The organism is Alteromonas sp. G4i13 (assembly GCF_054960505.1).
In genome coordinates, this window is sequence record NZ_JBHNYX010000015.1 from 38,478 (window position 1) to 51,605 (window position 13,128).

At 40.6% G+C, this 13,128-nt stretch carries 9 protein-coding genes; 2 read left to right on the forward strand and 7 right to left on the reverse strand.

Going from position 1 to position 13,128, the window contains the following annotated elements:
- Position 1: 1 nt before the first annotated feature.
- Positions 2-967 (reverse strand): glycosyltransferase family 2 protein, encoded by a 966-nt coding sequence (locus tag ACFI6J_RS09295; RefSeq protein ID WP_348667605.1) that lies wholly within the window; start codon positions 965-967, stop codon positions 2-4.
- Positions 964-3,501, reverse strand: a complete 2,538-nt coding sequence (locus ACFI6J_RS09300; protein ID WP_348670501.1) for a hypothetical protein — start codon at positions 3,499-3,501, stop codon at positions 964-966. Before ACFI6J_RS09300 ends, ACFI6J_RS09295 begins: the two co-directional genes overlap by 4 nt.
- Positions 3,502-3,689: 188 nt before the next feature.
- Between ACFI6J_RS09300 and ACFI6J_RS09305 the strand changes: the two genes are divergently transcribed.
- Positions 3,690-4,901 (forward strand): TIGR03087 family PEP-CTERM/XrtA system glycosyltransferase, encoded by a 1,212-nt coding sequence (locus ACFI6J_RS09305; RefSeq protein ID WP_348670502.1) that lies wholly within the window; start codon positions 3,690-3,692, stop codon positions 4,899-4,901.
- Positions 4,898-5,482, forward strand: a complete 585-nt coding sequence (locus ACFI6J_RS09310) for an acyltransferase (protein WP_156078639.1) — start codon at positions 4,898-4,900, stop codon at positions 5,480-5,482. Before ACFI6J_RS09305 ends, ACFI6J_RS09310 begins: the two co-directional genes overlap by 4 nt.
- Here the strand turns inward: ACFI6J_RS09310 and ACFI6J_RS09315 are convergent.
- From ACFI6J_RS09315 to ACFI6J_RS09335, 5 genes are all read right to left on the reverse strand, one after another.
- Positions 5,433-6,545, reverse strand: a complete 1,113-nt coding sequence (locus ACFI6J_RS09315; RefSeq protein WP_348670503.1) for a GNAT family N-acetyltransferase — start codon at positions 6,543-6,545, stop codon at positions 5,433-5,435. The two genes, ACFI6J_RS09310 and ACFI6J_RS09315, sit on opposite strands and share 50 nt — an antisense overlap.
- A gap of 3 nt (positions 6,546-6,548) precedes the next feature.
- Positions 6,549-9,236, reverse strand: coding sequence for a tetratricopeptide repeat protein (locus ACFI6J_RS09320; protein WP_348667611.1), 2,688 nt, complete (start codon positions 9,234-9,236; stop codon positions 6,549-6,551).
- A gap of 129 nt (positions 9,237-9,365) precedes the next feature.
- Positions 9,366-10,328: a PEP-CTERM sorting domain-containing protein gene (locus tag ACFI6J_RS09325; protein ID WP_014979861.1), complete on the reverse strand. Its 963-nt coding sequence runs from the start codon at positions 10,326-10,328 to the stop codon at positions 9,366-9,368.
- A gap of 99 nt (positions 10,329-10,427) precedes the next feature.
- Positions 10,428-12,149 (reverse strand): FAD-binding protein, encoded by a 1,722-nt coding sequence (locus ACFI6J_RS09330; protein WP_014979860.1) that lies wholly within the window; start codon positions 12,147-12,149, stop codon positions 10,428-10,430.
- Positions 12,150-12,254: 105 nt separating this feature from the next.
- Complete coding sequence (locus ACFI6J_RS09335) at positions 12,255-13,094, reverse strand: PEP-CTERM/exosortase system-associated acyltransferase (RefSeq protein ID WP_069944637.1); 840 nt, start codon at positions 13,092-13,094, stop codon at positions 12,255-12,257.
- Positions 13,095-13,128 lie beyond the last annotated feature (34 nt).

Below are 13,128 nucleotides of genomic sequence, written 5' to 3' on the forward strand. Positions count from 1 at the left end.
GTTATTTATGCGAGCTGGTACTAACAGCGCCGCGTACTCCTATTAATGTTCCAAGTGCTCTAGCCGGAAAATAAAGCAGATAAAAAAGTGAGCAATGCCACCAAGTTACTTGCTGCTTAACAAGCCTTTTTAGTCGCCACGTGTACGCTGTAAAAGGCAGAAAAGCGCCTACTAACATAACTATAGCGACAATAGGTTGCGAGAATATTATCGCGAGAAAAGCCAGTAAAAGACCACCTGTAAATGCAAAAGGAACAACAAAACTTGGCCATTCTCTCAGCGGAATGCGCCTTCCTTTTAAAGATGCAATATTGGACTGGCCGCGCCATATTTCTTTTTTATACATCGGTGCGTAAGCTTTGTCTTCGCCAATGTGAATATACTGGGTTTGTGAGGTGTAAAACAACTCACCTAATTTATTAACCTTATCGGTAAAGAAATAATCTTCACAAGTAAGAAGGTGTTCAGGAAACTTACCTGCTGCCTCAAACGTTTCCTTTAAAAGAAATAAGTTGCGGCCAGGTAGAAAACTGACAGGCACATCAAGTTCAGCATTGCTTAACGCCGTTCTTATTCTCTCTAAAGGCGGCGCGTTAGGGCTGTTCACCTGCATGGCGCTAACTAGAGCCGTATTGTCTCGCGTTTTGAGAGTATCAATCATCACGTCTAGCCAATTCGAAGCAAGTGCAACATCTGCGTCTAAAAATGCCAAGTATTCACCTGTCGCCAAGCCGGCACCCAGATTCCTAGAATGTGAAATTGTGTTATTTTCTTCGTTATATAAAACTCGCAAATTTACTGTTTCGATAAATGCGCTGAGCGTATTTGAAATTTCTTTATTCTGACTTACCAAAACAACTTCGTATTGTTCTTTCGGAGTTGTTAGGCCCGCAATACTTGTAAGTGTTTCAATGAGCATGTCTTCACGCCCCTTATGCGGAATGATAAAAGACGTATTGATGCTCATGGTTTACCTAACCATTTTTGAAGTTGTGGAAAACGTTTCACTAGCTGTTTTCTCTCTCTTGACGGAGATAAATCAATAAGGTTGGACAAAAGAAAACTCAATGAATTGGATTTCTCTGTTAAAACCTGACCTTTTTGTGTAGAAGTCGATGAAAGAGGGCGGGCAGCCTGCTTAAAACCAGAGTAATGACCGTTTTGCATCATTAAACAAAGTACGCGCGTGGTACTCGTTTCAGCACTCGTACTAAGGCGTTGATAAATTGTATCAGATAGTTGCTCGGCTTTTTGCTCAGCAAGTGTACGTTGGGCTTCAATTAAATAGTTAGATGCAAAATGCAGTACGCATAGTTTTCTTAGGTCTTGCCCACTCCACGTTTGATTCGGAAACTCAAGAATGTCAGGCTTGTCCAGATAAGCATATTCGTTCACTGCCATCCAATTGGCATAGTGAGTAAGTGAGTCTACTGCGTATTGATAGCTCGAGTCACATTCACAGCGCTGTTCTTTAAGTGATATAAATCGGCAAACTGCTTGTAGGAATACAGTATAAAACCACGTTGCTTCGACATTATCCAATTGCAACTGGTCGAAGTCATCGGTGGGGGAGACCGTATTCGCTATAATATAGGACGCTGCTTCAATGTCACTATCACAACCTTGTAGTTCGTATCTATCTAACCTTGCTTGCAGGTAGTTACCCGTACCTCTGTCTAGAGGATACTTTCCTGTTTTTACATTTTTAACACCAGGAATATCGCTATTTTTAAACGCAAGCAGGGCGCCTACAAACGTACCGTCGCCTTCATAATAATTGGTTACCCATTGCGTTATGGATAATGCGGCGTCTCGAGACGGTGTGTAGCCAGTAAGCAAATGATGCAAAGTGAGACCATTGGTATAACAATGTTGCCCACCCGGACCGCCGCCTCCAGCATGATCATCGTAAACACCAGACGGCTGGTGTTTAGAGTACGTTCTATGAGAAGCGGTATATGCTTGAACATAATGGTCGGTATGCCAAAACAATCCGCCGCTATACTCGGGCTTATCGTCACGGGTGTGATAAACATCAATATCTGCAACGTGCTTGGCAAGATCATCGGCTAGTTCAAACCAACGAGGATCGCCGCTTAACAACCACTGCATCAGCATTCCAAATATAGGGTCGTATTGATTGTTGTAATGTGACACGAAAAAGGGCTCGTCAGGTGCGAGTGCCTTTTCGTGATCCGCATACAACTCACCAAAATGTCGCCAGCCAAATTCGTCGATATCGAGCCGCTTTTGATAAAAAGAAGACGAACCTTCAATGCCATTTCTTATAAGTGAGTCAAACTCGCATGATTTAGAAGGGAGAAAAGGCAAAACAGATGCGTTTTTTAACCAAGCGCTATCAATGACTACCTGCAGCGATTGTATCTCAAAAGGTGCGATCGAGATGCATCGTGTTTTTTGTTCACCAGGCTGAAGTTCAGTACATTCACTATGCCTTGAACCTAACAAGCTAACGCTTAAACTGTCTGCTGTTAAGTGTGCTGAAGAAGGAAAATTTTGCCAAAACTTATCAACATGAATACTAAAAGTGCTACCGATGTTTGAAATCTTAATTTGCGGTTTTGCTTGGTCACCTGAAAGCAATAAGTGCTCTGGTTGGTAAAGTTTAAAACCGCGAAACGGAAGCGAGTTAACGTTGTCTTGATTTACATGAACTGGACTTTGCCAGTTTTCAAAACCACTGGAAGCCTGATGAAGTGTCAGCTCTTCATGTTCAGATGAACTAAAGACATCAGAATTTAGCGTCAGCGTAGGCTGCAGCGATTTACCTTTGAACGAGATACAGCATTCTTTTAAATAAATACTGTTTGGGTCTCCCAAGTCCCACTTCCCATTTGGGTGTGACGCAGCGCTTGGGTTTCGCATTGTTAAATGAGCACAAACCGTTCCGGTTCTAAGGAAGATTGACGCCTCTGTTTCAACAATCAGCTTTTTATCGCTGCCAAGCCTAATCTCGTATTTTTGTTCAACGGTTAATGCGCTGTATTCGTTGTTATTGCAATGAAGAGCATAAGAGAATGCAATAGGGGTTATCGATTGAGGATTAATATCAACAATATCGAAAGAGCTGGATAAGTGCTTGTCGGTTACAAACTGAAAAGGCTTGGCTTTGTTAATTGTGAATGTTTTGCCACTGCCCAGAGACAGTGAAAGCGCCTCATCGTTATTGTTTACAGGTGAGACAAGCTTGTTCAATGGTGAGTCGCTCACCACCGCTTCTAGCGTCAGAACTATTTCATCGCTTACCGAATGGCGCTGTAAATCAATCAAACCTTCACATAACAACCACTTTATTGAACCATCTGGCCATAGCTGCGAGGTTTTGATAAAAGCATCAGTTAGTAGTATTCCGTTTGCGGCAAGCCGAAATTGAGTGACGGCGGGCCACATTCCCTTAGGGCAGGGCAACCCTGTTTTAAAATGTCCGCACGTCTCTTTGGCTAAAGAGGCAATCTGGATAGTTCCAACCGTTTGTGTCATTACTGCTTTCTTTATTTCTTCCGTGAGCAATGTTCTTGATGAACATATGCATAATGACTCTAGTATGCCAATGGAATTGCCACTTGTGTAGCCTTCATCACTAATTTGTTACTTTGACCTTATATTTGCTTCGAAGTAGTATGATAATAGGACAAATAAAAATACTAAAGATAGCTTGGAAGGCGCTGATGTCGAAAGTTTGCGTGTTGTCGCAACGAGTACCCTATCCCCCAAATAAGGGCGAAAAACTTAGAACATATCATCAAATTGAATTTCTAAATCGCTTAGGGTACGAAGTCGAAGTTTTTTCTCTCATAGAAACTGCAGAAGATAAAAAAAATGCCGAAGCGTTAGCCAAGCATCTTGGAATTTCGGTTAACTCTTACCAGTTAGGTAGCAAATTCACGCGTTATGCTTCGGCCTTACTGCAAGGTTTGCCCATAAGTGTTGGAGCGTTTTACTCAAAAACACTTCAACATGTTATTGATGAAAAGCTGAAAGAGGGTGAGGATGCGCTGCTGTTAACCGCGTCGAGTTTAAGCTATTACATCTTCAACTCGCCTTATTACAACACTACCCATTGTCGCTTGTTTATGGACTTTATGGACGTTGATTCAGATAAGTGGGCGCAATACGCAGATTCTTCTTCATTCTTAATGCGCTGCGTATATCAGCGTGAAAGCAAGGGTATAAAAAAGCTTGAGGCTAAAACAAACCAACGGTTTGATGAGTGTTTTTTGATTGCAAAGGAAGAGGCGCAGCTATTTAATTCTTCAGTAGACTCATCGAAAGCGATAACAGTGCTTGGAAACGGATTAGACTTCGATGCGTTTTATCCAGCGAAAACGCAGCCTTGCGCGACGACAATAAGCACTGCGCCGCATTTCTTGTTCACGGGCGTGATGGACTACAAGCCTAATGTAGACGCGGTACTTTGGTTTGTTAAAAATTGCTGGCCACTCATTCGTGAAAAAGCGCCGGATGCAAAATTTACCGTGGGTGGTATGAACCCTGTTGAAGAAATAAAAGCGTTGTCAGACCGCGATGGCATAGATGTCACGGGCTTTGTCGATGATATATTGCCTTATTTTCACCAAGCTCATGCGTTTGTTGCGCCATTTAGGTTGGCAAGGGGCGTGCAGAACAAAGTCCTTCAAGCGGCAGCATGTAAACTACCGATAATAACCACGTCTATGGGAGCTGAAGGGATCTCGTTTGCCAATGCTGACAACATGTGGATAGTAGATGATGTAGACAGCTTTGTAGCTGCATGCGTTGAGAGTATTGAAAACTTAGAGCTATCACAACATAAAGCACAATGTAGCTATCAAGCAATAGTTAGCGAATATAGCTGGGAACAACAACTGAGCCCGTTGAAAATGGCAATGGCACGAATATGAAGTCAATAGTTAAGAAGAGTTTTTTTGCCCTTTGTGCACTTGTAATGTTTCCTTTCACGCTTATGTATTTAATGCTGTCTATTGTGGTAAACAAAGACTCGCTGCTTTCCTCTTTTAGCCAGTTGCTATCGCTTATACCCGGTAAACTAGGGTGTTATTTACGTTCGGGCTTTTATCGGTTTGTCATGACCTCGTGTGCGCCAAACGTTCTCATCGGTTTCGCCACGTTGTTTTCACAACAAGATACTGAGATTGACGAGGGGGTGTACATAGGTCCGCAATGTAACATTGGTAAATGCGCTATTGGGAAAAATACTTTGCTGGGAAGCGGTGTGCACATTATGAGTGGCAAAGGACAACACAATTTTTCTGACCCAGAAAAGCCGATTAAAGATCAGGGCGGCGTTTTCACCAAAGTCTCTGTAGGAGAGAACTGTTGGTTGGGCAACGGTGCACTGGTTATGGCCAATATTGGCAGAGGAAGTGTGGTAGCAGCAGGTTCTGTAGTTATTGATGATGTGCCTGCGGGGGTTATAGTAGGTGGGAACCCTGCGAAGGTCTTGCGTGCTTTGCGAGAGTAACTGCTGCATTTGCCAAATAATTTCTCAATCGTGTGAGAACACCTTTGAATGTCATCGTTGGAATTTGTAACGAGTGAAATACAACAGTGTCATTGGACAAAGTTTGTTTGTATTGACTTGCTCCTCCCATAAAATCGTACCAACTTAACCCTTGTTGTGCATAATACTCCATTAAAGCAAGATGCAGAATATAACCAGGCTTAATATGCTTAGATGCAAACTCAAGGTTTACTCCAGAGCAGTAAAAAAAGACCGCGTCTTTTTGTACGAAGTTGAGTGTATACCCTAGCAAAGCATCTCCTGCTGTAACTTTTGCTATTTCACAAAGCTTGCCATTACTTATCAAAAAGTTCTTAAGCGTGCCTTTGAAGACCTTATTTTCAAATCCGCTCCCAAAGGTAGAGTCTCCCCACCGCTTTATGTGAAGTATTTCTAATTGCTCTAGAAATAAGAGTTTTTGTTCTAAACATTCAGCAATTGTCACTTTAATTGGACCAAAGCGAAGATGTACTTCTTTTATACTCCTTCTTAACTTGCTTCTACTATTAGCTGAAAGGCGAGAGATTAGCTGCTCTATAGTAAGTTCTGGTGAAAGAGAACGACGAAAACCATATGAAATATGAGCGTCAATGCGTAAGTCGTTCAAGTATTTTTTGGGAAAAAGAAATTCACATGTCATTGAAACATTAAGAATATCGAAATTTTGGCTTTTTAGTTCTTTTAAGAGTAAATCAAAGAAACGGTTTTGATTTTCAGGTAAGCCAAGTGACGTGTTGTACTCTATCCACACTTGGTCGTTATCAGGACAACCAGTTTGGTTTATATGGGCTAACTTAAAAGTCAGCCCATATTTCTTTTTAAAGCTCTCACCGATTAACGCAAAGTGACTCACAGTACTTTGTTCGTAGAGCAAAAACATATGAACCGGAAATGTCTTTTGGGAAAACCATGCTTTGAGAAAACCCTCACTCAAAAACGGCGAAAAGTTATCACAGTTTACTTCATGTAAGACAGTGGAGAGTTGCTCCCAAGTTACATTTGTTAGCCATTGTGTTTCTTCCATGTACTAATTTTTTACGTCTTTTGAAATACGCTCGTACAAAGATAAATCTTCTTCAGTCAAACTCGACTTTTCGACAGTCGCTAAAGCTTTCTGAGCTTGGGTTTGTTCGTCAAGATGCATGTGTGCGTTTGCTAACAAAAGCGCATTAGCGTTAGAACTAACATTATTTGAAAACGGGGTTATCTCATCATAACGCTCTGAAGAAGTTAAAATGCGAAACAACGTATCTAAATAGTCTTGGTTTGATGCATTTAATTCAACGACTCGCTTTGCAATTTCAAAAGCTTTGTCGTTTTTACCGTCAAGGTAAAGGACCCATGCATAGTTATTTAATACATCAGTGTTACCACTTGTTTTACTAATGATGTCTTCAAAAATAGCTATCGACTGAGCGTTGTCATGTCCTATTAATGACTCAGCTAATAGTGCTTTTATTGATAGGTCGTTAGGATGTTGCTCAAGGTGCGCTTTAAGAACCCCATAGTCGACATTGCCACGCCTTATGTTTAGCGCATGAAGTAATTTAAGCGTATGAGAATTGCTTGACTCGTTATAAGCTCTTGTGAGTAATGATGTCGCTTCATCCAAGTTATTTTGCTTAATAGCGTAGGTACCGTTTAGGTAATCTAACAGCTCTGATGGAGCGTTCGACTTTTTCTCAATCTGTCCGATTTTATACTTCGCTTTAGATAAGTTCCCTTGATGAATATAAAGGGAAACTAGCTTTGCATCTAACGCAAGGCTTTCTTTTGGTCGGTCAAGAGAGTGCGGGACTTGTTCTAGTACTGAGATCGCTTCTTTTAATTGGCCTGTGTTCTCAAGGTATGTTGCAAATGCAATATTTGGGCGTGTGCTGTCAGGGAACTGTTTATTCCATGCCTTGACTATATCTCTTGCTTGATTGGCGTTATTCGAACTGCTCGCTAGGTAGAACTGTAATTCCCAGTATTGATTGATTAGTTTTGCCTTTTCGGCATCTGTAGTGTTTAGAGTTCTTTGAGCAAGCTCATTTGCGCCTTGAGTAGCGAAAATACCCGCCTTCATCAATTTAAAAAGAACATTGTCGTCAAATTCTGAAATAGCTTTATCAATATAGGTATGTAATTTCGATTCGTATTCTTTATTTTTAGAAAGCTTTTGGAAAGCAAGGTATAACTTTAGCACAACGACATCGTTGAGATTATTTTCTAGTATTTTATCAAGAGAATTCAGTGCACTCTCATAGTCTTTGTTCTTCGCAGCAGACTGAGCCATGAACATGTGAGCAGCTCTATTTGTAGGCAAAAGCTCCAAAGAGTCTTGATAAACTAACGCTGCGCTATCTCTGTCACCTTTAGCAATAAGGATGGCTGCTTTATAGTTCATGACTTTTACTTTGTCAGTTGTTCTTTCCAGCCACTTGTTTACATATTTTAGCGCTTCGTCAAATTGAGCCTTGTTCATCATCATCGCAACTTGAATGAGATTATAAGTGCTATCTGAAGTGTCGCCTGGTTTACTTAGTGTTTCAGAACTCCCTTCACGTGCTAACTCGATAAGTCCGCTAAGCACCCTTGCTCTAGGCGATTCGCTTTGAGCGAGCTTTGATTGTAGCGTAGTCCACTCTCTGGCATGGCTTTCTGTGCCTATAAGTTGTCCAATGGTAGACACATCCAGCTCTGAGAAGCTTTCTTGAGTTGCTAGAGTTTCTAGTGCATCGTCGGTAATGCCCAGTTTGATTTTGGTAGCAACAAGCATGGTATTTGCCAATTCGTTGTTTGGTGCCATATTTGTTGCTTTTTCAAAGCTACTTAATGCTGATTCATAATTTTGAGAATTGAACTCTAAAAGCCCTTTCGTTAACGAAACAGAAGGCATATCTATTCCGTAGGTATCAGCTAAAGATATGGCGCTATATGCTTCATCATGTTTATTTTCGCTTAATAAAATTAAACTATTAAGGTAATTAGCCATTGGGTTTTTAGAAAATCTCGCAAGAACAGGGGTTACAAGTTCTTTCGCTTTTTTAAAGTCATTATTAACTAGCAAAGCTTGAGCTAATGGCAAATTGATGTTCAATACGTTAGGGTTATTTTTCTTATACGCACTATAAACTGTTATCATACCGTCAATATTATTCGACCGCCTTAATAGATCGCCCATCACAAGCAGTTCAATATCGGATGTGGAATTGTCAATTAGTGGTGAAACATCTAAGCTTGTAAGAGTGTTGCTATTAAATGCTTCAAAGACGCTAAATACGGCCGTGTCGCCTTCTATTCTTTCTAAATCTATAGAGTTTGATAGTGCGACGCTAGACCACGCTTCTGCCAACATACAATCGCGACAAGTACTGTTTTTATCTATAAGTCTTTGGAAACTGCTATCAAAACTAAGGATAGCTATTTGTGCGTTTAAGCTCTCAGCTTTGCTCTGTTCGGATGGGGTTAGCGCTTCAATATCTACTTTTTCGAGTTGCTGTTTGGCACCAATTATGTTGCCATTTAGTAAGTAAACTTCTGTAAGCAATAGTCTGAGTTCAGATGTTGGCTCCTCACTCATCGCTTGTTTAATTAATACTTCAGCCTCTTTTGATTGCCCATTCTCAAGTGCAACTTTGGTTTCTTGAATGTAATCTTGGTGAGCCTTTGGTGTGCATCCAATACAAGTTAATAGAGCGAGAGCAGCAAATTGAATATTTTTTTTTAGCATTTTAAAACTTCTAACGTCCGTGAGTTTACCTTGATAAAGGTATCGTGCTTTTTAATAAGTGACAAGAAGTATTAAGATAGTATAAAAAAAAGCCGGATTAAAATCCGGCTTTTCTTATAAAGACAATGATTACTTTTGCTTTCTACGGCGAGCTGTTAAGCCCAAGCCCAGCAAGCCGAATGCAGCCATCGCTAGCGTAGTAGGAGCAGGTACAAGCGTGGTCTGAACCGTTGATGATTGAGTAATGGTCAACTGATAAGTACCAGCACTAACGTTTGCCCAGCCTGATGTGAAAGTCTCGCCGTTACCTGAACGAACAAGTAAGTCGCCTAAACCAGGTTGATCAATTGCGATATCGTTAAATGTCACGCCTGATGGGCCATCTGTAAGAGACACTGTATCTCCAGTGACAAGGTTCGCAAGTTGAATTCCAAATGTCGCTTTAGCTGTAGCTGTAGCCGCTCTTAAACTATCATTAGCGATATCCGGCGAGATAAATGCATCAACTAAGTAATCCATCAAAGCACTAAATCGCACATTAATATCTGTCAACGCATCGAGTGTAAATTGCGTAAGGATATCGTTTGCGATGTTACTATTGGCACCCGCGCTTTCATCGTTACCAGCAGCAATGCCCGCATCCGCATATGTAAAACCGCTAGCACCAGAACCTAGCGCACTGCCTGAAACTTGAGCGTCAGCCACTGAATAGTAAAAAGCGTCACTCGCAACTAAATTGCCACCATCAACAGACTGACCATTGTTGGTAAGACCTAAAACTCCGCAAGAAGAACCTAGGCAGAGTAAGTCTGCATCAGAATCAGCTGTGGCAGAGGATTTTGAATCTAAGTCTGAATCTGAAGCGCCATTGTTATCAGCGAACGTGCTTGTTGACCTTGTGCCACCCGGAAGGATAGAAATAAAGTCAAGAGGGTTAACTGGATCAGGTACCAAGTCGCCGTCAGTATCGATTTGAACAAGAAGATCATTTAATTCTAAATAAGCTGTTGCTGATACTCCAGCTGTTGCATTCGAAGCTGTAACAAGAGCTCCCGCAATCGCTGCATATTTGATAGTTGTTGCAAATTTCATTTTCCACGCTCCGTTGTTTTGAACAGTAGGTCTGTTATACGTGTTAACATAAGCATGCAACGTGCCATTTTTTAAGCGATTGATTTTATAGGTTTTATTTCATTCGCGTTTACGTGTTGTAAAATTTTTAGACACTAATTGATATTTTGAAGGAGAGATGACATTACAAGGATCAAAATAAGATTTAAGTTCAGGGAGCTCAAAAGGTAGCGGTAGATGCTGTCGATTGAGAAAGTGATTGGAAAGCGTAGACATTCTATACTGAAGGAAGCCCATGGAAGCACACTTAAGCATTATTTCTTGATAGCAAGCTAAAGCTTGTTCTTCCTCCTTCTCTTTTTGTCTATCCCATGAAAGAGATAATACACACTCCATTGTTCTTTCATTTATAAGGGTTACTGAGATTGGACTTTCTAAACTATACTTCTTACATGTTTCACTCATGATAGAAGTAATTAATTTAAAATCTTTGCTCGATATTTCAGAGCAGGGCGCGCCCCATAGCAAACCTACTTTGTCTTGACTTGGATTGGGCACGTTATCTGTTAACTTTTGAAGGTTTCTCCAATAAATGGTTCGAAGAAATTCATTGCTAGGAGTCCCTTGTTTTATTTTACATAATTCTATTAGGCTCTTTCTCAGAGCAAGTTTAGCGCCTATTTTTCTGGCTATACCACTATTACTGGAAACTAGTTTTTTAACTAAAGCTCTATTATATTTAGGAGTAATAGACAGCGTTTTCTTAATAAAGCTGAGCTTTTCTTTGTCAATGAATAAAGGTTTTACACCTAGTTTTTTCATCGCGGTCTTAAGATCTTTAATATGCGCTTTGACTTGGTTTTTGGTTCCGTACATCCCTCCTGAAAGCGTCCAATCATCTAAACCGAATTTGCGGATCAACTTGTTTAACTCTTCGTAATCATACGATTTAATTAGATTTGGAAATTCTACAGCAAGTAATTGGAGTGTCTTCATGTTGTTTCCAATGTGTGCAGCACTGTGTATGGTGTTTTGTTTTCTCAGGATTGCACAAGTATCAATCATTTGATCAATATCTTCTTCTTTGAATGGTATGAAGTAAGCAACGAAACAATCAGGTTTTTTCAAAAGCTTAATTGTAAGGTTTGTTACAATTGAGACATTATTTTGAATCACGAGACCTGTCAGGTCAGGGCCGATGCTATAGGTTCTGGTTGCTATTTTCCCGTCAATTTCAAATGATGTACCATCGGTTGATGTCACAAAATGTGTAGGTGCTTCTTCTTTATTGTTGGGAGTGATAATTTCTGCATGCAGAATATTCTTAGCGTGCTCAGCGAGTGGAGTATGACCAAAACCCCGTTCAAGATAGTTTCCGATGACGCTTGCAAATTTTGGCGCTCCAGTAGTGTCATGTATATGGATATCACCGTTTTTTATTAAAAATTCACTAATGGCTTCTTGTGATACTCCTGGTTCTACTGTTATGTGTCCACTTGATTTCTTGTAGTAACTTATTCTTTTAAACTCACTTAAATCCAAGGCAATACAATTTGAAGCGTAGGGCTCTTTACCTCCATAACCTAAGTTGGCGCCTCTACTGTAGGGGTGAACAGCAAATCCATTGCATTTTGCAAGTTCTATTATCTTAATTATTTCCATATATCGCAAAGAGCCATCGGATTCGGAAGGGTATGGTTTAACGACCAATATAGCTGAATTTTTTTCTGGATACGTGATGTACGCATCGTTAGTGTCGACAAATAATATCTGTGATGACCGAAAGCCAGAAGTTAGTAGAAGGTTTTTCAGCTGCTCAAACCCAAAGTCTAATGTTCTCATAAATAGTTCCTAACGCGCCTGAAAAATATCGCAAGACTGGAATGCAATGTATTTGGTAAAGAGCACCAGGCTCGGCAAAAGTAATTAGAGTGTTTAGACGCTTCTCTAGTCTCGAGGATACTTCTCAACTTGATGCTGTATGTTTTTCAACATTATTTTAAAGCTAGGCCTTAAATTAGCGTAGAGCAGCGATGGATTGATATAATAGGGTGCACGCCTACCATGATAGTCAATAACGGGACCAACCTGCTCAAACTGAATGCCCACAAACCTCATACTTCGGGCAAGACGTGGTTCCATCATAACATACGTATGTTTGATATTATTGTGCATAACTAAAGCAGCAGCAGAGAAGTAAAGCCCGATTGCGATAAAGGGGAAACACCTTAATTCATTTTCAGAGTACGTATGTTCATTAATTACACCTGTCGCAGCACCAGAAAACCGGTCCATCTGACGCTTCCGAAACTCAAGTGGAACTGCGAGTCGAGATATCTCGCAAATGTCTTTCCGTGCAAAGTTACGTGGGTTCAGAGTTTCATGAGTAATTGAATTAATGCAGTATTTCTCAATAGGGAGAAGTTGGTTTTCTATCTGGGGTCTAACCAAACGTACTGTCCCAGCATAGTGACCTGAGCCTTTATGTCTTATTAAACAAGGGCTCGAGAATTTATCGAATTCGTCAGTTTCAAGACAATTGTTTTTGAGTGGTTCAAACTCGAGCTCTTCACAATAAACTTTATGTCTAATATTAAAGCTCTCAGTACGTGTATTTTCGGACTGCGCAACTACTGGCTCTAAGAACTCGGAAAAGTGTTTTGAGATAAACTTGGCTTCTTGGAGTTTTTCCAACCCCCCAAGAGCCTTTCCCAATTTACTGTCCCGGCCGACAATTGACTTCACGCGTCCTATTATTGTTTTATTAGCCACTAAACTTTGGTCCACACAAAAAACGTCCTTCAAAACAGTCTAGCAAATC

What these genes read in the sequence shown, in the direction of transcription:
- ACFI6J_RS09295 (WP_348667605.1), bottom strand. Translation starts at nt 967, where the DNA reads ATGAGCATCAATACGTCTTTTATCATTCCGCATAAGGGGCGTGAAGAC.
- ACFI6J_RS09300 (WP_348670501.1), bottom strand. Translation starts at nt 3,501, where the DNA reads ATGACACAAACGGTTGGAACTATCCAGATTGCCTCTTTAGCCAAAGAG.
- ACFI6J_RS09305 (WP_348670502.1), top strand. Translation starts at nt 3,690, where the DNA reads ATGTCGAAAGTTTGCGTGTTGTCGCAACGAGTACCCTATCCCCCAAAT.
- ACFI6J_RS09310 (WP_156078639.1), top strand. Translation starts at nt 4,898, where the DNA reads ATGAAGTCAATAGTTAAGAAGAGTTTTTTTGCCCTTTGTGCACTTGTA.
- ACFI6J_RS09315 (WP_348670503.1), bottom strand. Translation starts at nt 6,545, where the DNA reads ATGGAAGAAACACAATGGCTAACAAATGTAACTTGGGAGCAACTCTCC.
- ACFI6J_RS09320 (WP_348667611.1), bottom strand. Translation starts at nt 9,236, where the DNA reads ATGCTAAAAAAAAATATTCAATTTGCTGCTCTCGCTCTATTAACTTGT.
- ACFI6J_RS09325 (WP_014979861.1), bottom strand. Translation starts at nt 10,328, where the DNA reads ATGAAATTTGCAACAACTATCAAATATGCAGCGATTGCGGGAGCTCTT.
- ACFI6J_RS09330 (WP_014979860.1), bottom strand. Translation starts at nt 12,149, where the DNA reads ATGAGAACATTAGACTTTGGGTTTGAGCAGCTGAAAAACCTTCTACTA.